This window comes from Marinomonas vulgaris, assembly GCF_018145875.1.
Taxonomy (GTDB): Bacteria; Pseudomonadota; Gammaproteobacteria; order Pseudomonadales; family Marinomonadaceae; genus Marinomonas; species Marinomonas vulgaris.
On sequence record NZ_JAGSSV010000019.1, the window covers coordinates 21582 to 45644 of the forward strand.

The 24063-nt window shown below is 48.0% G+C and carries 14 protein-coding genes; 6 read left to right on the forward strand and 8 right to left on the reverse strand.

Features of this window, described 5'->3' with window-relative positions; all coding sequences use genetic code 11:
• Nucleotides 1–102: 102 nt before the first annotated feature.
• Genes J9B83_RS12595 through J9B83_RS12615 form a run of 5 tightly spaced genes read right to left on the reverse strand, consistent with a single transcriptional unit; the run spans nucleotide 103 to nucleotide 9354 of the window.
• Complete coding sequence (locus tag J9B83_RS12595; RefSeq protein ID WP_211537220.1) at nucleotides 103–984, reverse strand: transglutaminase family protein; 882 nt, start codon at nucleotides 982–984, stop codon at nucleotides 103–105.
• Nucleotides 981–3560 (reverse strand): circularly permuted type 2 ATP-grasp protein, encoded by a 2580-nt coding sequence (locus tag J9B83_RS12600; protein ID WP_211537221.1) that lies wholly within the window; start codon nucleotides 3558–3560, stop codon nucleotides 981–983. Before J9B83_RS12600 ends, J9B83_RS12595 begins: the two co-directional genes overlap by 4 nt.
• A gap of 28 nt (nucleotides 3561–3588) precedes the next feature.
• Nucleotides 3589–6954 (reverse strand): transglutaminase family protein, encoded by a 3366-nt coding sequence (locus J9B83_RS12605; RefSeq protein ID WP_211537222.1) that lies wholly within the window; start codon nucleotides 6952–6954, stop codon nucleotides 3589–3591.
• Nucleotides 6951–7898, reverse strand: a complete 948-nt coding sequence (locus tag J9B83_RS12610) for an alpha-E domain-containing protein (RefSeq protein WP_236037286.1) — start codon at nucleotides 7896–7898, stop codon at nucleotides 6951–6953. The genes J9B83_RS12605 and J9B83_RS12610 overlap by 4 nt, the downstream gene beginning before the upstream one ends.
• Nucleotides 7885–9354 carry a circularly permuted type 2 ATP-grasp protein gene (locus tag J9B83_RS12615; RefSeq protein ID WP_211537223.1) on the reverse strand — a complete coding sequence of 490 codons (1470 nt, stop codon included), beginning with the start codon at nucleotides 9352–9354 and terminating at the stop codon, nucleotides 7885–7887. Before J9B83_RS12615 ends, J9B83_RS12610 begins: the two co-directional genes overlap by 14 nt.
• Nucleotides 9355–9711: 357 nt before the next feature.
• Between J9B83_RS12615 and J9B83_RS12620 the strand changes: the two genes are divergently transcribed.
• The 5 genes from J9B83_RS12620 to J9B83_RS12640 all read left to right on the forward strand — a co-directional run bounded on the left by J9B83_RS12620 (nucleotide 9712) and on the right by J9B83_RS12640 (nucleotide 17925).
• Entirely contained in the window at nucleotides 9712–10902 is a 1191-nt protein-coding gene (locus J9B83_RS12620) for an FAD-dependent monooxygenase (protein ID WP_211537224.1), read from the forward strand.
• 203 nt (nucleotides 10903–11105) lie between these two features.
• A complete protein-coding gene (locus J9B83_RS12625; RefSeq protein WP_211537225.1) occupies nucleotides 11106–12419 on the forward strand; it encodes a Na+/H+ antiporter NhaC family protein in 1314 nt (437 codons plus the stop codon).
• A gap of 129 nt (nucleotides 12420–12548) precedes the next feature.
• Complete coding sequence (locus tag J9B83_RS12630) at nucleotides 12549–13436, forward strand: DMT family transporter (RefSeq protein ID WP_211537226.1); 888 nt, start codon at nucleotides 12549–12551, stop codon at nucleotides 13434–13436.
• Nucleotides 13437–13599: 163 nt separating this feature from the next.
• Nucleotides 13600–14793, forward strand: coding sequence for an efflux RND transporter periplasmic adaptor subunit (locus J9B83_RS12635; RefSeq protein ID WP_211537227.1), 1194 nt, complete (start codon nucleotides 13600–13602; stop codon nucleotides 14791–14793).
• Nucleotides 14794–14796: 3 nt separating this feature from the next.
• Nucleotides 14797–17925: an efflux RND transporter permease subunit gene (locus J9B83_RS12640; RefSeq protein ID WP_328797736.1), complete on the forward strand. Its 3129-nt coding sequence runs from the start codon at nucleotides 14797–14799 to the stop codon at nucleotides 17923–17925.
• Between the two features lie 115 nt (nucleotides 17926–18040).
• Here J9B83_RS12640 and J9B83_RS12645 read toward each other — a convergent pair whose 3' ends face one another.
• Nucleotides 18041–19546 carry a mannitol dehydrogenase family protein gene (locus J9B83_RS12645; protein ID WP_236037287.1) on the reverse strand — a complete coding sequence of 502 codons (1506 nt, stop codon included), beginning with the start codon at nucleotides 19544–19546 and terminating at the stop codon, nucleotides 18041–18043.
• Between the two features lie 21 nt (nucleotides 19547–19567).
• Nucleotides 19568–21274: a purine-cytosine permease family protein gene (locus J9B83_RS12650; protein WP_211537228.1), complete on the reverse strand. Its 1707-nt coding sequence runs from the start codon at nucleotides 21272–21274 to the stop codon at nucleotides 19568–19570.
• A gap of 478 nt (nucleotides 21275–21752) precedes the next feature.
• Between J9B83_RS12650 and J9B83_RS12655 the strand changes: the two genes are divergently transcribed.
• The gene (locus J9B83_RS12655) at nucleotides 21753–23423 is read left to right on the forward strand and encodes a methyl-accepting chemotaxis protein (protein WP_211537229.1); all 1671 of its coding nucleotides are present in this window, start codon (nucleotides 21753–21755) and stop codon (nucleotides 23421–23423) included.
• A gap of 29 nt (nucleotides 23424–23452) precedes the next feature.
• On the opposite strand, the gene recX is transcribed toward J9B83_RS12655, so the two are convergent.
• Nucleotides 23453–23908, reverse strand: coding sequence for a recombination regulator RecX (gene recX, locus J9B83_RS12660; RefSeq protein WP_211537230.1), 456 nt, complete (start codon nucleotides 23906–23908; stop codon nucleotides 23453–23455).
• Nucleotides 23909–24063 lie beyond the last annotated feature (155 nt).

Sequence of the window (24063 nt, forward strand, 5' to 3'; positions counted from 1 at the left end):
CGACCTTACATGCTACGCGCGCGGTGGGTTGTGCAATAAATGTACGAATAAAAAGGCCGAGACGCAGAGCGTCTCGATCCTAGTGGCGGTATAAGCGATAGTTTATAAGCGACGAACGTCGACGGAGACTGCAAGTTGCTGGGAACCGCCGCCTTCGAAAATCACGCCTTGTAAGGGCGTGACATCCGCATAATCGCGACCCCATGCGGTTACTATATGTTGATCATTCGGCATAATGTCGTTGGTAGGGTCAAACTCTACCCAGCCCAACTCCGGTATGAAGATCGCAAACCAAGCGTGGGACGCATCGGCACCGACAAGTTTTTCTTGCCCTGGCGGTGGCAAGGTTTCTAGGTAACCACTCATATAACGAGCCGGAATGCCCACAGAACGCAAGCAACCAATGGCCAAGTGGGCAAAATCCTGACACACACCGCTGCGTTGTTTCAGTACCTGTTCGAGCGGCGTCGCGACCGTGGTAGTGGTCGGATCGAACTTGAATTCGGTGAAAATCTTATGAGTAAACGCCAGAGCCGCTTGCAACAAGGGTTTGTCGTCGGCAAAGGTGCTGTCGGCATAAGCTTTCAAGTCAGCGGATCGGCGTATTTGCGGGGAATCGAGCAGATACTCTTTTGCCATGCGCAGCTCTGGTGTATCTGGTGAGGCCAGTAAGGCGCGCAATTGGCCACACGTGGTGGTGTTTTGCTGCTGCCATTCGAGGGGATTGAGTGGCGTGATTTCAAAATCCGTTGTCACATCAATGACCAGTTTTTTATGAGCTTCCTGAATGGAAAAATAAAAAGTCTGATTACCAAAATAATCTTCCCCTTCACTTTGATACACAGGAGGGGGATTAATTTGGATTTTCTGATTGAGGCAGCGTTGATTCCGCGTGTCTCGCGGCAGTAAATGGGCCATGTTGTAGCACAAGCTGACAGGCGCGCCGTAGCTGTATTCTGTGATATGGCGAACGCGGTATCTCATAGGTTGGATTCCCCAAAAGCTTTCATCAACGATTGTGGACCATCGGTATGGTCAAAGTACTTGTCACTGATCAGAATCGTAAATTGCTCCAAATGTTCCAAAAGTTCCGTCATGAGTGACTCAAGCTGGTGGCGAGTTTGGGTGTCTGGATCGACTTTCGCCAGAGTTTCCAAATCCGCCAGCTGAATCGCATACAGAGATTTCAAAATGACTTTATTTTCTGGACTGAGCCCCGCTGAAGATGAATCCGTTCTGGGCAATTCCTGAATATACCGACGTAACTGATCCACTTGGTACAGCAAGGAACGGGGGTTGGTGCTGTCGATCATCAACAAATCCAAACCGTAAGCGATGCGTGCTCGGTTGCGATAGCGACGACGGAAAGAAATCAACGCCTCCACACTTAATAACACAGATTCCAAAATCTGCTGTTGCTGCACGGCAGGTAAAGATGTCGTGAGGGCGGAGCGTAAGAGAGTTGCCGTTTGTAGGGCGCGTTCGGTGCGTCGGCCTATCTCTTGGAAAGTCCAATCAAGACCACGCAGCATGCTTTCGTGATTCAAGCCAGATAAGGCGAGTAAAGAGGTTACCAAGCTGTCTAGAGATTCTTCCGGTGCGGCTGGTAAACCATTCGTGTAAGCGCGATCCAGCTCGTGAATGTAGTCACGTAATTCATTAATGATGATACGTGTATCCGCAGACAGCATTTCTTTAACTTGTTCGCCGCAGCTTAACATGGCTTGCAAATTGGCTTTGATGGAGCCTGGGCGATTACCATCGATAATAATAGACACTAACTCTTCTTCGGGATTGGCAAACATTTCCTCATCGGCTTCCATAAAACCGGGTAAACAACCTGTTTGAGTCGAGGCCATTTCCAGCAGCAAGCGTTTGCATTCTTCGGGCAAGGGGTCAACGCCATTCATTTGTTTGAAAATGGTACGCAGTAATCGCATGCTGATCTCAGCACGCTCGGCGTAGCGTCCCATCCAAAACAGATTTTCCACTACTCGACTGGGTAAATTCGACTGTAAGGCTTCGTCTTGCAGTAGGGTGTTCTCGTTTGAGAAATGTATCGGTGGCTCTTGCTCGGCGGCCAATACCCAGGTGTCTTTACTTTTGGAATGAGAAATATTCGACACTATGGCTTCGGTTGTTGATTCCCCCGCGCGGGACAGCCCACCCGGCATGACGGTGTAACCTTCAGATGAAGAAAGGGTAAACGCACGTAATATACTGGGTCTGGCTTGAATTTCTCCATCAGACCAAATGGGGGTGATTGAGCCTGGCACGTAGGCTTGAGCCACATAAAGGTGCGGGTTCTTTTTGATTTTTTCTATGATGCTGAGAATCTGCTTGTCGTTTAACGTGTGGCCATACACACTGCTGTTGTCGTGATTGCGAATCGCCGGTTTGATAATGAGCTGAGCCAGATTTCTGATCACATAGTCCAAATCGTTTTTGTCACCACACCACCAGGTAGCCACCGATGGTAGAGTGAGTTGTTCGCCCATCAAAAATTCACTAATGGCAGGTAAGAATTTGATTAAAGCGGGAGCTTCTAAAATGCCGCTACCCAGAGGGTTAGCGAGTACGACGTTACCCGCTCGGATGACTTCGAGTAACCCAGGTACACCTAAGAAGGAGTCGGCGCGCAGTTCGGCTTGATCGCAATAAGCGTCTTCGACACGGCGTAAAATCACATCAACACGAGCTAAGCCATTGAGAGATTTCATCCACACAGCGCCGTTACGTACTGTTAAATCACTGCCTTGAACTAGAGGGAAACCCAAATAATTCGACAAGTACGCTTGTTCGAAATAGGTACTGCTAAAGGCGCCAGGAGACAGCATGACAATGCGTGGTGTGTCGGTCCATCCGCTTGCCAACCCTGACAGCATGTCTTTAAAGGACTGAAAAAAGCCAGCCAAACGGCGTACTTGGCTATCGCGAAAGCTGTTTGGAATAACCCGAGACACCACGGTACGGTTTTCTAGCGCGTACCCTGCGCCGCTAGGAACCTGTGTTCGATCGCCAATGATTTGGAATTGACCAGAGCTATCACGAACCAAGTCCACCGCGTGTTGCAATAAGTGATGAGCGCCAGGAACATTAACCCCATGACATTGACGTAAAAAACCAGGATGACTAAAAATAATCTCGGAAGGAATTATGCCGTTTCTTAATAATTCCTGAGGGCCATAAAGGTCTTTTAAAATCAAGTCGAATAGGTGAGAACGTTGAGCCAAGCCTTGTTCAATGGCCTGCCATTCTTGGATCGGAATAATATTGGGGATAAGATCCAGCGACCAAACGCTTGGCGTGAGAGGGTCGCTGGTTAAATTGTAAGTGGCGCCGTCTTCACGAAGAATTCGCTGAGCGCGGCGCTGTTTGTCAAGGATCTCTTCTTCCGTGAAGGTGGCCATGTTGCGCAATAAGACTTCCCAGTGAGTTCGCGGTTGGCGATCTTCTGTGAAGGCCTCATCATAAGCATTCAATGGTGTTTCGTAGGTGGAAGATAACGCCGGTTTTTGCTCGACTACCGGCGCTATAAAGTTCCCTGTTTGAAGTTGCATAAGGTTACTGAGCCTAAAAAATTAATTATTAGAGCACAGTATACTGCTTCCTTAGATCTAATGTATGAGGATATTCATTCATTGGCTCTTCTGCCGGTGGCGACATGGCTCTTGGGCCCTCGTCATTCGGATAAAAAGCGCGCAATGCACTGAATTCTGGTGGTGGAGACAAAGGCCCTTGAGTAAAGCCATGATCCCAGAAACGATTCACCCGACGCGCTTCGGCTTCGTTGCTGTTCACCGGTACATTGTCATAAGTACGACCACCAGGGTGCGACACATGATAAGTACAACCGCCAACCGACATGCCATTCCAAGTATCGATCAGATCAAATACCAATGGTGTGTCTGTGCCCAGTGTAGGATGCAAGGCAGACGGTGGTGCCCAGGCTTTATAGCGCACGGCGCCCACATATTCGCCTTTACGGCCGGTTGAACGAATCGGTACACGACGGCCATTACAGCTCAATACATAGCGATTGTCAGTTAAGCCTGACAATTTAACTTGCAGACGTTCCACCGAAGAATCCACATAGCGAGCCGTACCTGAACCAGTAATTTCTTCACCTAATACGTGCCAAGGTTCAATCGCCCAACGCAGTTCGATCTCCATGTCGTCGATTTGCTGGCGACCGTAATGAGGAAAACGAAACTCTTCAAACGGCGCGAGCCATTCGAGTTTGAATGGGAAACCATGACGCTGAAGATCCGCCACAACTTCTTTCACATCTTGCCAAACAAAGTGCGGCAACATGAATTTGTCGTGCAAGCTGGTGCCCCAACGAACCAAGGGTTTCTTGTAGGGTTCTTTCCAGAAGCGGGCGACCAAACAACGCAACAACAGCATTTGCACTAAAGACATATGCGGATGAGGCGGCATTTCAAAACCACGGAATTCCAACAAACCTTGACGACCGCTGGCACTGCCGGCGGCGTATAGCTTGTCGATACAGAATTCTGAACGGTGCGTGTTACCTGTGATATCCACCAGCAAGTTGCGCATCAAACGATCGGCTAACCAAGGCTCGTCGACCAAACCTTCTGGCATGTTTTGGAAAGCAATTTCCATTTCATAAAGTGCTTCGTCGCGGCCTTCATCTGGTCGTGGTGCTTGGCTGGTTGGGCCAATGAACATGCCAGAGAAAAGGTAAGACAAACCAGGGTGATGTTGCCAAAAAGTCACCAAGCTTTGCAGCAATTCAGGACGACGTAATAAAGGGCTATCCGCTGGTGTACGTCCACCTAGCGTGACGTGATTACCACCGCCGGTTCCCGTGTGGCGACCGTCTAGCATGAATTTCTCAGCGCCTAGGCGCGACAAATAGGCTTGGTGATACAAGGTTTCGGTGTTGTGAACCAGTTCTTTCCAGCTGGCCGCTGGGTGAATGTTCACCTCGATCACACCTGGATCTGGAGTGATTAAGAATTTCTGTAAACGTGGGTCTTTAGGCGGTTCATACCCTTCGATAACGATCGGCAATTCCAGCGTTTTAGCCACGCTTTCCAGCTGAGCTAACACGTCAACGAAATGCTCTAAATGCGTCATTGGCGGCATAAAGACATGCAAGCGTCCATCCCGTGGTTCGATACACAAGGTGGTACGAATCACGTTTTTGAAGGTCTTCTCTGGTGCTAAAACAGGCGCTGGCGCGACCGGTTTTTTAGCAAAATGCTGTTTCGCCACACTGTCGAGTACCGGGTGATCTTTCTTGTTAGCCAACGGCTGACGAGGGTCGAAGGGGTCACGCTCAGGAATACGGTCTTCTTCTGCTTGCGCAGGCAAAGAATTCAATGGCAAACGATAACCCATCGGGCTGTCGCCTGGAACCAAAGTGATTACATCGCTGCGCATGGGCCACAGTGAACTGTTCCAGCGCTCGTTGATAGTGTCGAATTCCAGCGGTAGCACATAGCCTGTGGTGGTGCTTAGGCCACGGTTGAGCAATTTCGCTAAACGACGACGTTCTAGGTCGTCTTTTAGGTCGGCTTTGGTTGGATCAGCATCGGCCGGCAGGGATTGCTCCATCCACAAATAATACAAAGTATCTTCGTAGGTGCTTTGCAAATACCGCTTATCTAGCGCTAGCTTGTCACACAACAACTCACCAAAGGCTTGTGCGTCTTTGATGGTATGCTGGTAGTTTTTATCGACACGGGCGAGGTATTTTGGATCGTCCCATAGGGCTTCGCCATCGGTGCGCCAAAAACAACCCAGTGCCCAGCGTGGTACTTCTTCTCCTGGGTACCATTTACCTTGACCATAATGGAGCAGGCCATTGGCGCCAAACTCTTGCTTCATTTTCAGCAATAAGTCTTTGGCCAGTTTGAGTTTTTCAGCTCCCAGTGCGCCTGTGTTCCATTGCTCGGAATCCATGTCGTCGATGGACACGAACGTCGGCTCGCCACCCATAGTAAGGCGAACATCGCCGTCTTCGAGCTGCTGATCAACCGCATAACCGAGCGCTTTAATGGTGTCCCATTCGCCATCGGCATAGGGTTTGGTAACCCGTGGATCTTCGTGAATACGCGTGACAATATTGGTGTAGCTGAATTCGCATTCGCATTCGTCGATAAAACCCGTAATCGGTGCGGCCGAGGCCGGTTCTGGTGTACAGGCCAAAGGAATATGACCTTCACCGGCGAACAAGCCAGAAGTTGGGTCTAGACCCACCCAGCCTGCGCCCGGTAAATAGACTTCACACCAAGCGTGCAAGTCGGTGAAATCTTCTTCTGGACCCGATGGGCCATCAAGGGCTTTTACATCCGAAGTGAGCTGAACAAGGTAACCGGAGGCGAAACGCGCCGCCAAGCCAAGACTGCGTAAAATTTGCACCAACAGCCAAGATGTATCGCGGCACGAGCCTTTTTTCAGTGTCAGAGTTTCTTCGCAGGTCTGTACGCCCGGTTCAAGACGAATGCCGTAACCAATGTCTGCGGCGAGACGGCTGTTGATCGCCACCAAGAAGTCGTTGATCGGCGTACTTTTGCGATCGACCGTCGACAGCCATTTGTCTAACAACGGGCAGGATTCGGTGACTTGCAAATAAGGGTCGAGTTCTTTTTTGAGCTCTTTTTTGTAAGCAAACGGAAACTCTTCCGCGTAGCTTTCTACGAAGAAGTCGAACGGGTTGATTACCGTCATGTCGGCGATGACTTCCACGTAAAACTCAAGTTTGTTGGTTTTTTCTGGGAAGACTAAACGCGTTTGAAAGTTTCCAAATGGGTCTTGCTGAACATTGATGAAATGCGTTTCCGGCAAAACTTGCAATGAGTAAGCATGAATCTTTGTACGTGAGTGGGCGGCGGGTTGCAGCCTAAGTACATGAGGAGCGACGTTAATAAAACGATCGAACTCATAAGTAGTTTTGTGCTGTATCGCGACTCTAATGGTCATGCAGCGTCTCCTTGCCGAAAATGAAACCAGTTTTCGGTGATTTGGTGATTTATTTCAATAATGGCGATTTGAATGTCGTTTAAATGATCGTGGAAGGCTTCGTTTAAATCTTCAGAGCTGTCCAACGGATAGTTAAATTCGAGCACTTTATCGATTTGCGCCGTGATGAGCCCTGCTCTTGGTAGCTTGGTGGCAGACTCTCCGATTTGCCCAAAGCAATAGGCCAAACTTCTCGGGAAGAACTCGTCGTTCATCAAAAACTTGGTGGCTTTTGCCCCGTTAATAGAGGTTCTCACCGTACGTCGGTAATCAAAATAGGCACTTTGTGATTTGAGGACTTTCGCCCAAGTGACTTGGCCGAGCTGGAGTCGTGTGTCTGGATCGGATTTCAGCATCAAGGACACGGCGGCGTCGAGTATACGCGTTCCCATGTCGGCGCGCTCTAAATAACGTCCCATGATTAAAAAGTGCCAGCCGGAATTTCGACTCATGGCGCCCGCCAAAAGCCCAATAATTTTCTGACAACCTTCAATAATGGTGTTCAAGAACAAATGGCGCTCGGAGCGATTGATGCCAAGCTTGATGTTTTGCTGGGCATATAAGCCGAGTTCGTTGACCAATTCCCACGTTTCTTTGGGTACGACATCGCGAGTAGTACGAATGTTTTCGCGCACCATTTTTAGCGACGACAACATGGAATTTGAGTTGGTGTCGTCGGCCAATAAAAATTTCACCACGTTGCGTTCGTCTTTGACTTTATAGCGTTGCTCAAAGGTTTCTTCACCGCGGATGATTTCGATTAAGTTGAACCAAGACATTTCAATGTCTTTGGGCAAATCAAACAACAAATCGTCGTACACACTGACCAAACGGGCGGTATTTTCCACACGTTCTAAGTAGCGAGCACTCCAGTATAGGCGTTCTGCGACTCTAGATAGCATCATTCTTATTCCCCTTCGTATCCACGATCCACGTATCTTTACTACCACCACCTTGTGACGAATTAACGACTAAGGAGCCTTTTTTCATTGCGACGCGAGTTAAGCCACCGGTGGTCACATAGGTGTCTTTGGCCTGCAAAATGAAAGGACGTAAATCTAAATGTCTTGGTTCCAACAGCCCCTTTGAAATCAGCGTTGGGGCGGTAGACAGCTTCAACGTCGGTTGGGCAATGTAATTACGAGGGTTTTTGGTGATCAACTCGGCAAACAGTGCTTGCTCTTTTTTGGTGGAATGAGGGCCAACCAGCATGCCGTAACCGCCAGATTCGTTCGCTGGTTTCACTACCAACTTGTCTAGGTTGTCTAATACATAGGCCCGTTGCTCTGGGTCATCGCACAAGAAGGTTTCGACGTTGTTTAGAATCGGTTCTTCGTTTAAGTAATAACGAATGATGTCTGGCACGTAGGCGTAAACCACCTTATCGTCGGCCACACCGGCGCCCGGTGCATTGGCGAGGGCAACGTTGCCATTACGCCAAGCGCGCATTAAGCCCGCGACACCCAAGACGGATTCTGGGTCAAAGGCTTCAGGATCGATGAAAAGATCGTCGATGCGGCGGTAAATAACATCGACACGTTCTGGGCCATCGATGGTTTTCATGTACACACAGTCGTCAGAATCGACAAATAAATCGCTGCCTTCGACCAGTTCCGCGCCCATTTGTTGGGCAAGAAAAGCGTGTTCAAAATAGGCTGAGTTATAAATGCCAGGCGTTAAAACGACAATTTCCGGCTTTTCAATATCTCGTGGCGACAAAGACGCTAGGGTATCGAACAGCTGCGAAGTGTAAGAATCGACCGGCAAAATGGCATCGTTTTCGAATAATTCAGGCAAGACGCGCTTGGTAATAGCGCGGTTTTCCAGCATGTAGGACACGCCAGATGGCACGCGTAAGTTGTCCTCTAAAACAAAAAAATCGCCGTTTTCATCACGAACCAAATCGGTACCACAAATGTGTGCCCACACGCCGTAAGCAGGGGTGACGCCAACACACTCAGGTCGGAAGTTTTTAGAATCTTTAATGATGTGTTCTGGGATGATGCCGTCTTTGATGACGTTTTGGTCGTGGTAGAGATCGTTAATGAAAAGGTTTAAAGCGGTAAGGCGTTGTTTCAAGCCTGCTTCGGCTATTTTCCAGTCAGACGCTTCAATGGTTCTAGGAACAATGTCGAAAGGCCAAGCTCTGTCTATATTGCCTTCTTCGGTGTAGACGGTGAAGCTGATGCCCATTTCTTGAATCGTGGCTTCTGCTGTAAGGCGTCTTTTTTCGAGCTCTTCTTCGGAAAGGCTGTCCAAATACCCTAAAAGTTGTTTGGCCGGTGGCCTTGGTGCGCCTTTGTCATCGATCAGTTCATCAAAAAAAACAGATGATTGGTACTGGCTCGTTAGTTTATCCATGTATACCTCATTCTCTTTATCAAGCCGGAGGTGGGTGCTTTAAATTTGCACACGTCACTGCGCCCTTTTTGTGCATCCGCCCCACATTGGGGAGACTTATTAACTTTTAAGGTGGAACCTAGTGAGATCATCACTTTATTGGCTAGGTTATGCATAGTGTTGTCGCACTACTGAGTCAATAAAGCAAGGATCGAGCCATACTATTTGCATAATTGGTCGGCCATTTTATTTGGTGCGAACTGATCTGAGTCGGTTTTATTTACAACCAAATTCGCTACTATATTGGCCTAGACATTCTATTTACATTGTCCGTTTTGGCGTCTGCTGCAATGTCTTTAAAAGAAAAAAGGAAGTGGTGTGAATCAGGTAAGTCGTGTTGTTGTGGTTGGCGCTGGTATCGGCGGTTTGTGTGCGGCGTTGGCGTTGGCGAAACAGGGCGTGCAAGTGGTGATGTGTGAACAAGCCACCAGGTTGGGTGAAGTGGGCGCTGGCTTACAAATCAGCCCAAATGCCTTTAAAGTGCTGCGCGCTTTGGGGCTTGAGTCTGCACTGCAACCGCTCGCTTTTGTTCCTCAAAACGCCGCGATTCGCGACTACAAAACCGGTGAATATTACTTAAAAGCGCCTCTGGCCGATCAGGCCGAAGCACGCTATCGCGCCCCTTACTGGCATTTGCACCGTGCGGATTTGCATCAGGTTTTAGTCGATGCCTGTTCTGCCGCCGGTGTGGATATTTGGCTTGGGGCTGCTCTATCTCATTACAACGATGATCCGCTATCGGGGCGTATTTGTGCTGTTATGGAAGATGGTCGAGAATGTTGGGCAGAATTGCTGATCGGCGCCGACGGTATTCGTTCTTCCGTTCGCGAGCAGATGCTTGGCCCTGAACAGCCTACGTTTATGGGGCAAGTAGCGTGGCGTGGCGTTATTCCTGTCAGCGACTTGTCCATTCATGTTCAGCCCGATGCCTGTGTGTGGGCGGGGCCGGGTCGTCATCTAGTCAGCTATTATTTGCGTGGCGGCGAGTATGTGAACTTTGTCGCGGTGGAAGAACGTCAAGATTGGCGGTCTGAATCCTGGCGTGAAGAAGGCGACGTGAAAGAGTTACAGCGAGCGTTTGCTGGTTGGCACCCTGAAGTGAGTGAACTACTGAGCGCTGCGAGCAGCACGTTTTTATGGTCGCTAAACGGACGAGATGAGCTGCCACGTTGGCATCAAGGTCGAGCGGTTCTATTAGGCGATGCCTGTCATCCTATGTTGCCATTTATGGCGCAAGGAGCGGCCATGGCCATCGAAGACGCCTACGCCTTGGCGCACTATTTAACCCGTTTTGCGTTACCCGATGCTTTGCGACAGTACGAACAGTTGCGCAAACCTCGTGCGACCAAGATACAAAACATGTCAAAAGCCAATGCGGGCCTGTATCACATGCACGGTGGTGTTCTCGGCAAAGCCAAGCTGCGTGCGTTAAAAACCGTTTCACGGGTGTTTCCTCAGTTTATACAAAGCAAATTAGACGCCGTGTATGGCTATGAACTGCCGTTGTGACAAAAGAAAGATATATTCTTTTATTTCATAAAAAGATTAATTATTTTTTGTTTTTGTTATAACGATTTGCGTCAACGTCATCGCGAATTATTATTAGCCTAGGCATTTTGTTTTGCTTATCATCTGCGCCTCTTTTTTCAAAGACCACATTCCCCCACGATCATAAGTTGTGGGGCTCATTTATTCTGGAAACCTCAGACGTTATGACTTCTAAATCTCCTGTGGCTTTATTGCCACTGTTACTTTTTCTTGTGTTGTTTGTCGGCAGTGGCCTTTGGTATCAATCCCAAGGGGTCGACTTTGCTTTTTATCAAATTTCTGCGCCGGTGGCGATTTTACCTGCCATTGCCTTGGCTATTTTCCTGGGCAAAGGGCAGTTTAATGAACGCATTGAAGTGTTTATTAAAGGCGTGGGTGACAACACCATTATTACTATGATCTTAATTTATTTGTTGGCAGGGGCGTTTGCCAGTGTCGCAAAAAGTGTGGGCGGCGTGGACGCTACGGTCAACTTTGGCTTGAGCATCATCCCCGCTTCTTTGTTGCTGCCGGGGTTATTTGTGATTACTGCCTTTGTGGCGACGTCCATGGGCACTTCCATGGGGACGATTGCGGCGATCGCGCCAATTGCGATTGGTGTGTCAGAAGCAGCAGATTTGCCGCTCTTGCTGACAGTGGGTACCGTGATCGGTGGCGCCATGTTTGGCGATAACTTATCGATCATATCGGATACCACCATTGCGGCGACGCGTACCCAAGGCTGTGACATGCGCGATAAGTTTCGCATGAACTTCAAAATCGCCATGCCAGCGGCGTTGTTAACCTTGGTGTGGTTGTATTTTCAAAGCAGCAGCGCAACCATTACTGACATTCAAGAATACGAATTGATTCGCGTTTTACCGTACGTGGCGGTTCTGGGGTTAGCAATTGCTGGTGTGAACGTCATGTTAGTGTTGTTCAGCGGTATTGTATTAGCGGGTGTGATTGGCCTTACTATGCAAGCGGATTACTCTGTCGCGTCTTGGTCGACAGACATTTATGCCGGTTACACTGGAATGCAGGAGATTCTGATTCTGTCCTTGTTAATAGGCGGTTTAGCGGCGCTGATGAAAACTCAAGGTGGGCTAAATTGGCTGGTGGGTGCCATTGAAAAAATCGCCAGTGCGCTGGGCGCAAAAGCAGGCTCAACCCGTGCGGGTGAGTTGAGTATCAGTGCCGCAGTGGCGCTGACGAATTTGTGCACGGCCAATAACACGGTATCGATTTTGATTAATGGCTCCGTCGCCAAGAACATTGCCCAGCGCTACAACGTTGACCCGAAGCGCAGCGCCAGTTTATTGGATATTTTTTCTTGTGTGGTGCAAGGCATCTTGCCTTACGGTGCGCAAATTTTATTGGCGTCGTCATTGGCCAGTGTGTCGCCTTTGGCGCTTGTGGGATACGTGCAATACAGCTGGCTGCTGGCGGCTGTGGGGTTATTGTCGATTGCTTTTTCTTGGCCTAAAGTCGCAAAATAACCGATAACGTCACACTGATTGTGTTAAAAAGACCCGCTTAACTGGAGATGACTCTGGGTAAGTGGGTTTTTTGCATTATGGCATGTGGTTTTAATAAATAGGTCATCTAGTTTTAATGAAGGACGTGATATGAAACAGGGAATGCACGGTAAAGCCGAGTTGGCTTTGGTTATGGCGAGTATTTTCGCTGGGCTAGGCTGGATCTTCTCCAAGGAAGTGTTGATCGGCTTACCTCCTTTATTTTTCATGGCGGTGCGCTTTTTATTAGCCGGCTTTGTGGTGTTCTTGGTCGGCATGAAGTTTTTCAAAGGCCTGAATTGGCAAGATGTGCGACAAGCCAGCTTTGTGGGTGTGGTAATGGGCATTGCCATGATGTTCTGGGTCACGGGCTTGGATAAGAGTACGAATCTAGGTGTTGGAGCTTTTATTTCCAGTTTGGGGGTCGTTTTGGTGCCTGTGGTTGCACGCTTTTTGTTCGCCCAGCGTCCCCCTTTTAGCGTTTGGGCAGCCTTGCCATTCGCCATTGCAGGTTTGGCCTGTTTGGCTTTAACCAACAAGCTTGGCTTTGAAGTCGCTCATTTATTTTTCTTTAGTGCGGCGTTAAGCCTGGCTTTGCAGTTTAACCTGTTGTCGCGCTTTTCGATGGGCATGCATCCATTGGTGCTTACGGCGATACAGTTGTGTGTGGCGGGAAGTTTACTGCTGCTGTTGTCGATGTTCCTCGAAACCATTCCTTCTACTATTAGTTTAGAGGTGGGTGGCTGGTTATTAGCCAGTGCATTTATTGCGACTAGTTTGCGCTTTTTATTGCAGACCTATGGCATGAGCCTGACGCCGGTAAGCCATGCGGCAGTGATTATGAATTTAGAACCCGTGTGGACGGCCATATTTGCGGCGTTTTGGTTTAGTGAATCCATGGGCACAGGGCAAGTGATCGGTTGTGGTTTGATCTTTTTTGCCATGCTGGTCAGTCGTTGGCCACAAATTAGGGTGATTTTCAAATCCTCAAAAAAGTAGCATTTTCTACAAATTTTTAGTGCTATGGCACCAAATCTGCATCGTTTTGCTGAATATGACTGCTTCTCATTTCTTTGCACGTTTGAACGTGTATTAGGGTGAGTGATTAGATTAGAGTGCGTATAACTGACTATTATCAATATTTCGAAAGGAAGTCTCCTCAATGTTGTCTAAATTTAAATATGCTTCAAGTGCGTTACTTGTGTTGTTGCTGGCTGGCTGTCAAGAGGAGACGTCTAAGTCTGCTGCTGCCGCATCTCCCGCTCCCAAAGTCGAGGTGGGCATTGTGGTGATTGAGCCACAAAAAACCAACTTAATGACAGAGTTGCCGGGTCGAACGACTTCAAGCTTGGTGGCGGAAATTCGTCCTCAAGTGGGTGGCATCGTCAAAAAACGTTTTTTTGAAGAAGGCCAAGACGTTGCTATTGGCGATGTTTTGTACGAACTGGATGACTCCACCTATGTTTCCTCTTATAAGCAAGCGCAGGCGGATCTTGAGTCGGTGAACGCGGGGTTAAAATCCGCTCAACTTAAAAACGAACGCTACACGGCGCTGCGCAAACAAAACAACGTATCACAACAAGATTTAGACGATGCTCGAGTGGCTTATTTAGAAGCCGTTGCTAAACAGAAGGGCTCTGAAGCGGCACTTGAGAGTGCAAAAATCAATCTAGGCTACACCAAGATAACATCGCCTATCGACGGTCGAATCGGTATTTCTCAAGTCACTGTGGGGGCCTTGGTAACCGGTAGCCAAGCAACGGTGATGACCACGGTTCGTTCGTTAGATCCTATTTTTGTCGATTTGGCGCAAACCAGTTTAGACCAACTGAAGCAGCGTAACTTCCTCGCCCAAGAAGGGGTGGAGAAAGGCTCCAATACGGTGTCTTTGGTGTTAGAAGATGGCACACCTTATGAGTACAAGGGAACCTTAAAAGCGCGCGAAGTCAGCGTAAACGAATCCACCGGTAGTGTGACCCTACGAGCTGAGTTCCCTAACCCTGATAACCTATTATTACCAGGTATGTTTGTCCGCGGTATTATCCACGAATTGACGCACAATGCGGCACTTTTAGTGCCGCAACAGGGTGTGTCTCGTGATGTGAAAGGCAATCCGATTGCCTTGGTCGTGAACGATAACAATGTGGTAGAAACGCGTCGTTTAACCGTAGAGCGTACCATTGCAAATCAATGGTTGGTTTTATCGGGTATTGAGCCAGGCGACAAAGTGGTTGTGGAGGGTTCGCTTAAAGTACGTACCGGCAGCGAAGTCACCACGGTTAAGATGAAACGTGACAGCCAAACCGGCGCCATTGTTGCTGACACGGCAAACAGCGCTGCAGCGCAAGGGAACTAAATTATGTTGGCTAAATTTTTCATCAACCGACCGGTGTTTGCCTGGGTTATTTCCATTGCCATCATGTTGGCGGGTCTTGGCTCTATTTTAAATTTGCCGGTGGCTCAGTATCCTGACGTGGCACCGCCGACGATTAACATCGAAACCACTTATTCGGGAGCTTCTGCAGAAACAGTGGAAAACAGTGTCACGCAGATACTGGAGCAACAATTAACCGGTTTAGATGGTTTGTTGTACTTCTCTTCTTCGAGCAGCTCGACCGGTAAAGCCAGCATTGACGTGACCTTTGAACAAGGCACTGATGCCGATATTGCTCAGGTTCAAGTACAGAATAAAATTCAGCAGGTGACGTCCAATTTGCCCACATCGGTTCAGCAAAACGGTGTGACGGTAAAGAAATCGAACTCCGACTTCTTAATGGTGGCTGCGTTATACGACGAAACCGACACGGATGCGGCGAACGACATTTCCGACTATCTGGTATCGAGCGTGCAAGATGCGGTGTCTCGAGTAGAGGGTGTGGGAAGTTTGCAGGTATTCGGTGCGGAATACGCCATGCGTATTTGGCTCGATCCGCTCAAGCTCGCGTCTTATAAATTGATGCCTTCCGATGTGTCGTCTGCTATTTCAGCACAAAATACCCAGGTCGCGGCCGGCAGTTTGGGGGCGTATCCCGTCGAGCAAGGTCAAGAGCTGAACGTGACAGTCACGGCACAATCGAAACTGCAAACCGCGGATCAATTTCGCGACATCATTTTGGCTTACGACGACAGTGGCGCTACCGTGCGTTTAAGTGATGTGGGTAAAGTAGAATTGGGCAGCGAATCGTATTCTTACATTGCTCGTTTGAATGGCCACCCTGCATCGGGTATGGCGGTCATGTTGGCACCGGGCGCCAATGCCTTGTCTACTTCTGAAAGTGTGAAAACCGTGCTCGATGGGCTGGTGCCGAACCTTCCAGATGGTTACAAATTGTCTTATCCCGTTGATAACACCAGCTTTATTCGCATCTCCATTGAAGAGGTGGTGAAGACACTGTTTGAGGCCATCGCTCTTGTTATTATCGTGATGTTTATCTTCCTGCAAAACTGGCGTGCTACGCTGATTCCAGCGATTGCTGTACCGGTTGTGTTGCTGGGTACCTTTGGTGTGTTGGAGCTATTTGGCTTTTCGATTAATACCTTGACCATGTTCGGTATTGTTTTGTCCATCGGTTTGCTGGTGGATGACGCCATCGTGGTGGTGGAAAACGTTGAGCGTGTGATGGCCGAAGAAAAGCTGTCGCCTAAAGAGGCGACCATCAAGTCGATGAAAGAAATTACCAGTGCTCTTATTGGTATTGCCGTGGTGTTGTCGGCGGTATTCTTGCCTATGGCGTTTTTCAGCGGCTCGACAGGGGTTATCTATCGTCAGTTCTCCATCACCATTGTGGCAGCAATGACCTTGTCTGTTGTGGTGGCTTTGACCTTGACTCCCGCCTTGTGTGCGACTTTTTTAAAGCCTAACCACCATGGTGGACAAAAAGGTTTAGGCGGCTGGTTTAACCGCACGTTTGATCGTGCGACCAATAAATATTTTGGTGGCGTTAGTGGCATGATCAAAAAGCCGCTGCGTTGGATGCTGGGTTACGGCGCGATAGTGGCAGGTCTTAGTTATCTGATGACGTCTTTGCCGTCGGGCTTTTTGCCGACCGAAGACCAAGGTCGTGTCATGGTCATGGTGTCTTTACCCGAAGGGGCGGGCATGTCTCGTACCGACAAGGTAATGCGCGAAGTGGAATCACACTTTATGAACGCCGAAAAAGACAACGTGAAAGCCGTGTTTACGATTTCTGGTTTTAACTTCATGGGTAGTGGCCAAAATGCCGGTATGGCTTTTGTTGCTTTAAAAGACTGGAGTGAACGTATTGGGCCGCAAAACAGCGCCGGCGCGATTGTTGGTCGTTCTTATGGGGCATTTGCTGGCATTCGTGATGCCAGAATGTTCTCTCTGATTCCGCCTTCTATTCGTGGCTTGGGACAAAGCAGTGGTTTTACTTTCCAGTTGCAAGCATCGGGTAACACCAGCCGTGCTACCTTGCTTGAAATGCGCGATGCTTTGCTGCAAAGCGCCAACGCCAGCCCATTGTTAACAGGGGTGCGTTTGGGATCTAACTCAGAAGCACCACAGTTGCACATCGACATTGACCAAGAAAAAGCCTCGGCTTTGGGCTTGTCTATGTCTGACATCAGTGCGACGTTGAGCAGCGCTTGGGCTGGGTCGTATGTGAACGACTTTATCGATCGTGGTCGTGTGAAAACCGTTTACATGCAAGGTGAAGCCAAGTACCGCTCGTCGCCAGAAGACTTGCAACATTGGTATGTGCGCGGCAGCGACAACACCATGACGCCGTTTTCTGCTTTTGCGCAAAGCGAATGGACTTACGGGCCAAAAAGTTTAACGCGCTTTAATGGCTTGGCTTCCTATGAAATTCAAGGTGCAGGCGCTACCGGCGTTAGCTCGGGGGCGGCGATGGACGAGTTGCAACAGGTGGCCGATGGTATGTCTAACGGCGTGATGGGCTCTTGGAGTGGATTGTCTTACCAAGAACGTTTGTCTAGCGGGCAAACGCAAATGCTTTACGCCATCTCCATTTTAGTGGTGTTCTTGTGTTTGGCGGCCTTGTACGAAAGCTGGACCGTGCCTTTCTCGGTGATTTTGGTAATTCCGCTTGGTGTGATCGGTGCGGCTGCAGCGGCACATTTGCGTGGCTTAGAAAACGACGTGTACTTCCAAGTGGCCTTGTTGACGACCATTGGCTTGTCATCGAAGAACGCCATCTTGATCGTCGAGTTTGCTGAAGCGGCTTATCGTCGTGGGCTTAACGTGTGGGATGCGGCCGCGCAGGCCGCGCGCTTGCGTTTGCGTCCTATTATTATGACGTCTATGGCCTTTATGGTGGGAACCTTGCCATTGGCTTTGTCTTCTGGTGCTGGGGCAAACAGCCGAATTTCGATCGGTTCTGGCATAGTTGGTGGTACGCTGACCGCCACTGTATTGGCGATCTTCTTTGTGCCGCTGTTCTTCGTGGTGGTGCGTCGTATTTTCCCAAAACGCCCTGATATTACCTCGGATCAAGACAGTGCTGAGTAAATAGAATCAGAACAAGAGCAGCGACGATGAACTCGCGCTGCGAAATAATATGTAAATAAAAAAGCCGATATTTCTTCTATAGAAATATCGGCTTTTGTTTTATTAGCGTGGCTAACTAGGCAGTAAGCGCTTCTGGTTCGCCGATCAAGGCTTGCATTTGCTGGGCAATGTCCGGGTTGTGGTACAGCGTTTCCAACATAGGCAGGTAAACTTCGGTGAAAGCAGTTTTACTGGCAAGATCACCGAAAATACTTTCGATTTTCAGAAATGCTAATCCATCCACTTGGCTTTGTATGGCGGCTTGGTGCAGTTCGGCCTTCATCTCATCGACGATATCCAATGCGACGCCGTCTTTGCTCATTCCTTTGTCTGAGTAGTAACACCAAGCGGCGATGACCAAGGCTGCATAGTGAACGCTGCCGCCTTTTTCTAAGTTTTCCATGATGGTAGAAATCAAGAACTTCGGCAATTTAGACGAGCTTTCTAGGCAAATACGCGCCAAGTTGTCTTTCACATTCGGGTTGCCGAAGCGTTCGATTAATACGCTTTTGTAAGCCTCCAAATCAATGCCTTCCACAGGCGCTAAAACGGGCGTGGCTTCGATGTCCATAAAACGGCGCAAATAGGTCGCGAATAGGGGGTCGGCAATGCAGCCATCGATCGTTTCATGGCCATGGATGGAGCCCAACAAGCCTAATACAGAATGGCCTGCGTTTAGCAAACGAATTTTCATCGTTTCATAAGGCGTGACATCCGCTACGAATTGCGCACCCACGTCTTCCCACTGAGGACGACCATTGGCGAAAGTGTCTTCAATGACCCACTGGGTGAAGGGTTCGCACACCACAGGCCAAGCGTCGGTGATGCCAGAAGTTTCAAGGGCGGCAATATCGCTCATGGTCGTCACAGGTGTAATACGGTCGACCATGGCGTTGGGGAAGCGCACTTCGTTTTCAATCCAGCGAGCAAGCTCGGCGTCTTGCTGATAAGCAAATGCCAACAGCATTTTGCGTGTCATGTTGCCATTGTGTTGAATGTTGTCGCAGGACTGGATGGTAAAGGCCGGCAAATTGTTGGCGCGACGACGACGTAAGGCTTCGGTTAAGTAGCCGAACACCATTTTGGGTTGCTGAGGATTGGCTAAGTCGTGCTGCACATCTGGGTGAGTGAAATCGAACTCGTTGGTCGCAGCATTGAAATGGTAGCCCCCTTCGGTAATGGTGAGCGATACGATGCGGGTAGATTCGTCGGCCATTTTGTTGATCACCGCATTGGCATCGTCGGCGGCCAACATAAAGTCGACGATGGAGCCGATGACACGATGCTCGACCTTACCATCCGGGTGTTTGATGATCAGGGTATAAAGGTAATCCTGCTGTTTTAGTACGTCGGCGATTTTACGGTCTGCTTCGCGTAAGCCTACTCCGCAAATTCCCCAATCGGTTGCGCCAGTTTGGGCCAACAACTCATCGGTGTAAAACGCTTCATGGGAGCGATGAAAACCGCCCACACCGATATGAACAATGCCTGCAGTTAGTTGGCTGCGGTCATAGGTCGGACGATCAACACCTTCGGGTAGATGCTGAAGATTGTTTTGATTCAATAACATGGATTGTTTCATAGTGCATTCTCGAGTTGTTAATTACGCCGTTTGAAGGGCTTTTTTACGGCGTAATACCCAGTAGGCTGCAACGAAGTAAACCACGGTGCAGATAAAACCATAAAGGTAAAAAGTGTCACGATTATCTAAATAGCTGGCCATGTCAGGGCTACCAAACATAGTGATAGATGCTAAGACAAAAGTGATGGCCAAGCTGATCCAGCTTAGTGCTTTTAGAGCGTTTGATAGAGCGGAAGTGTCTTCTACAAATGGATCAGTGTTATTGGCTTGTTGTTCGTGGTACGCCTCAACCAATTGATTGTGTTTTTCCATTTCAGCCTTTTCTTTGGGGTAAGCTTTATCCGCGCCGTAACGTTTGGCAAGTAAGGTATACACCACAATGGTCACGACCCAAGTGGGTAAGAATAGGTAATAAAAAGAAATCACATCCATGGCGTTTAAGCCAAAACCAAATATTAAGCCAATTCCCCAAGACGCTACAGCGGGCGTGCTGTGAGTCAGTTTTTGGTAGCTCACCCAGTAACGGCTGTAGCCAATTTTTGGAAAGATAACATGCTCGGCAAAAACGATGGCACCCACAGGCACAACCAGTAAGCCCGCGTAAGTTAGCAGCGGCAGCATTTTACTAAACACAAAGGGGAAGCAAGCCACGATGACAGTAACGACACCGACAGCGAGTGTGGTTTGTCGTCTTGAGTAGGTGTGGAAAATGGCCTGAGCGGCCAAACCTGCACGGTATAAGTTGGCGTTGGCGGTTGTCCAACCGGCGATGATCACAATCACAAAGCCAGATAAGCCAAGGGCCTGAAACGCCACGTCACCCGGGTCAAGCTCGATAATGGATTTCTTTACCAACACGGCTGTACCTGCACCCATGATGCCAGCAGAGATCCATGCGACAAAGTGGCCAAACAACATACCCGAACTGGTACTTAAACCATAAATGGGTTTCTTGGCATAGCGGAACAACGCCATGTCAATTAAGCCGAAGTGAGTAATGGTGTTGGCCGCCCAAGCAAAACCAATCACTTCGACAAGACCGATGCCCGGCTCACCTTGGGCGTTGACGCCGGTCCAGATAGACTGATCGCCAATAACAATAAAGTCTTTGAAACTGCTTAGCACAGTGGTGCCTAATACGGCATCCGCCAAAGCGGGCATCATCACCAGCGCGCCAGAGGCAAACATGACAAACAACCATGGGCCACAAATACCGGAAAACTCAGACACGGCTTTAAAGCCATACATGGCAACAAATACCACTACAATGCCGACGGCCAATACCACCAGAACAAACCAGGGATCGGTCGGGTACCAGTCAAGTTGCGCTGGAATATTAAATAGGTACCGTACCGCGGTACTGGATACTGTGATCATGGCCGCGGATATCACAGTGAAAATCAAAACGTTGGCCCAGTTATAGAGCTTAGTCATGGATTTACCGGCGATCTTGTCCAAATAGGTGTACAAGCTCAAACGGGTTTGGGTGGCAATAGGGGCAGTGATCAGCGTCCAGCTTAAAATCGCCAATATGTTACCGATTAAGAGGCCTAACAAAATGTCTGTGGTTTTTGCGCCTAACGCTACAAAAGTCGCCCCGATAACGAATTCCGTTGCGGCAACGTGTTCTCCTGCGAACAAACCTAAAAAGTGCTTCCAGCCATGACGTTTGTGTTTGGCGATCGGCAATTGCTCTTCGCTGACATTGTCCAGTTTTTCGAAGTTCATCTTTTATTTTCTCGTTGTTTTAAGCATGGGTTTTGCGTAGCAAACTGCTGTGTGTTTCCTTAGGAAGTGATGCGCTAGGAAATACGGCTCTTGATGAGCGTTTAGTATCACTTGGCGAGCAAAGAAACCGCCAAAATGGATTGACGCGGACTTTAGCAGCCATCAGAGAGCGTGAAAACGACAATTTAAGGAGTTATATTGCATGAAACGTGCAAAAAAGTTGTATTTTACGGGGCTTGATACGGATAGTTCAAAAGCTGATATTTATTTGCTGTGTCGCGTTTTTGTATTTGTTGTTGATGCAATATCTAGCACCAAAACGATGAGGTTGATATAAATCAATTTTCTTGAAACTTACATAACATAACGAGTCTAAACAGACGTTTTAGAAGTTTATGGCGTATTATTTACTTATAATTGATTTTTTAAATCGCTGCGTAATTTATTAACAACACTCTCAGATTGGAAAATTATTTCTATGTTTAAATCGTTGAAATTAAGAATTTACTTACTTGCATTCGGGCCATTCTTACTCATCGCTTTTGTGAGTGCGCTAACACAAGTTCAGACATTGAATACCGTCAATAAAGATGTATCAAGATTAGTGGCTGAATCGACTATCGAGACAGAGAAAAACAGATTGGTGACTGTGATGGATTCGGCTATTAGTATGATCCAGTCTGAGATCAATAAGCCCGGTCAAGAAGGCATGATGACAGGGTTAAACATGTTAAACCAATATCAATTTGATGGTGGTGATGGGTACTTGTACGCCTACAAGACAGATGGTTTGAGGTTGCTGCATGGCGCTGGTGGTGAGTTGAACATCAATTTGTACAATTTGCAGGATGCCTATGGCAATTACCTACTGCAAGACATAATCAACGCGGCGGTGAAAGGCGATGGTTTTAGTCAGTATTATTTCCCTAAACCGGGTGAAACCGAAGCAAGCAAAAAATATGGCTACGCAGTGTATATTAAAAAGTGGGATGTGGTGCTAGGAACCGGTTTTTACATCGACAGTGCGGATAAAATTGTCGCGGACATTACGGCAGAAGTAGACGAAATCCAAACCACTAGTCAGTGGTTTGGATTAATGGTGCTGGCATTTTTCTTCGGTGTATTGACCTTGATTGTTTTGTTGTCCTCTCGTTCTGTATTGACGCCTCTTATTACTCTAGGCTCGGCGGTTAAAAATCTTGCCAGTGGGCAAGGAGATTTAACAAAAACATTGCCAAACAGCTCTATTGATATTTTGAATAACATTGCCCAAGACTTTAATGTGTTTTTAAAGTCGATGGCGCAAGACATTGGTTATTTGAAGCAATCTAGCAGCAGCCTCTTGTCTATTTCTGTAACCTCGAATGATCAGCGTAAGGCTCTCACCGACGCATCAAATCGACAAATCAGTGAAACCGATTTAGTTGCCAGTGCTATTGAAGAAATGAAAGCGAATTCTAATGAGATCGCCAGCCACGCCGAGTCAACTAAGCGTTCTGCTGAAAACACTGAGCTTGAAATTCAAGAGGTGTTGCATCAGGTGCAGCTATCCAGCAAGCAGCTTGACGAGTTAAGTTCTGTGCTCACTACGGTTGAAGAGTCGATTAATGTGTTGGGTGGCAATGTGGGCGAGATCAACGTTGCTCTTGGTGTTATTCAAGGAATTTCAGAGCAAACTAATTTGCTTGCTCTGAATGCAGCCATCGAAGCGGCACGAGCCGGTGAACAGGGTCGTGGTTTTGCTGTAGTGGCCGACGAAGTTCGTGGCTTGGCCCAGCGCAGCCAGAACAGCACGGTAGAAATCAAAGACATTCTTGAAAAGCTTCAAGTGAGTGCGGTGAAAGCCACTGAAGACATGCAAGGGTCGTTAGAGCGTCGCGAGCGCGTACTCAATGCTATGTCTAAAATTAGCGAAATTATCAACTCCAGTACTGAGTCCATTAAGAACTTAACGCAAATGAATGTGCAGGTTTCTACTGCTGCTCATCAGCAATCGGATGTGGCCAGCGACATTGCACAAAACGTTGTGGGTATCGCTGAATTGGCCAAAGACATTGGGCAAGATGCAGACAAAACGGCCACTCAAATGCAGTTGCTTGAAGAGCAGGCTCAAGTCATTAAAAGTATCAGCGATAAGTTTAAAGTCTAAGCTTGTCGTCCCTCTTAATTGCTTTTTAGTCAATACGCGTCCTTTGGTGAGGTCGCGTATTGTATTTGTTCAAAGTCAAACCCTCGGTATTGCAAATAGCGAAACTGTTTGGCTTTTTCTTTGTAATCCGTCACAACGTCTTCTCCAAAGCGTCTCTCTTTTAATTGCTTAGCCAATTCAAACCAATCTGCGTCCGCTTCTTCTATAGCTTGCTTTGCAATGTCGCTGTTAATGCCTTTTTGACCCAATTCTTGCATGATGCGTTTTGACCCCAAAGGTTTGCTTATTCGGCTTCGTACGAATATTTCAGCAAAGCGTTGGTCGTTTAAGTAGTTCATTTCCTGCAATCTAGCAATGGTCTCTGCGATGTCCTCTTCGGGGTGGCCTTTACTTTTTAACTTGGTGGCCAGTTCTTTAGTACTGTGTTCACGGTGACTTAAAAACGACAATGCGTGGTCAAATATTGAAATAGGAGTGCCTGGCATGTTTGAACCTCTGTATAGGTTAGCGATGTGGTTATTTTAGCAAGCTAAGAGAAGGCTTTCTTGTTATTCTAAAAAAACTTAAAAATTGCCATTATTAAGGTTTTTATTCTTATAAAATAAAATAAATAAGATGATAAAACTGTATATCTTGTGTG

What these genes read in the sequence shown, in the direction of transcription:
- J9B83_RS12595 (WP_211537220.1), bottom strand. Translation starts at nt 984, where the DNA reads ATGAGATACCGCGTTCGCCATATCACAGAATACAGCTACGGCGCGCCT.
- J9B83_RS12600 (WP_211537221.1), bottom strand. Translation starts at nt 3,560, where the DNA reads ATGCAACTTCAAACAGGGAACTTTATAGCGCCGGTAGTCGAGCAAAAA.
- J9B83_RS12605 (WP_211537222.1), bottom strand. Translation starts at nt 6,954, where the DNA reads ATGACCATTAGAGTCGCGATACAGCACAAAACTACTTATGAGTTCGAT.
- J9B83_RS12610 (WP_236037286.1), bottom strand. Translation starts at nt 7,898, where the DNA reads ATGATGCTATCTAGAGTCGCAGAACGCCTATACTGGAGTGCTCGCTAC.
- J9B83_RS12615 (WP_211537223.1), bottom strand. Translation starts at nt 9,354, where the DNA reads ATGGATAAACTAACGAGCCAGTACCAATCATCTGTTTTTTTTGATGAA.
- J9B83_RS12625 (WP_211537225.1), top strand. Translation starts at nt 11,106, where the DNA reads ATGACTTCTAAATCTCCTGTGGCTTTATTGCCACTGTTACTTTTTCTT.
- J9B83_RS12630 (WP_211537226.1), top strand. Translation starts at nt 12,549, where the DNA reads ATGAAACAGGGAATGCACGGTAAAGCCGAGTTGGCTTTGGTTATGGCG.
- J9B83_RS12635 (WP_211537227.1), top strand. Translation starts at nt 13,600, where the DNA reads ATGTTGTCTAAATTTAAATATGCTTCAAGTGCGTTACTTGTGTTGTTG.
- J9B83_RS12640 (WP_328797736.1), top strand. Translation starts at nt 14,797, where the DNA reads ATGTTGGCTAAATTTTTCATCAACCGACCGGTGTTTGCCTGGGTTATT.
- J9B83_RS12645 (WP_236037287.1), bottom strand. Translation starts at nt 19,546, where the DNA reads ATGAAACAATCCATGTTATTGAATCAAAACAATCTTCAGCATCTACCC.
- J9B83_RS12650 (WP_211537228.1), bottom strand. Translation starts at nt 21,274, where the DNA reads ATGAACTTCGAAAAACTGGACAATGTCAGCGAAGAGCAATTGCCGATC.
- J9B83_RS12655 (WP_211537229.1), top strand. Translation starts at nt 21,753, where the DNA reads ATGTTTAAATCGTTGAAATTAAGAATTTACTTACTTGCATTCGGGCCA.
- recX (WP_211537230.1), bottom strand. Translation starts at nt 23,908, where the DNA reads ATGCCAGGCACTCCTATTTCAATATTTGACCACGCATTGTCGTTTTTA.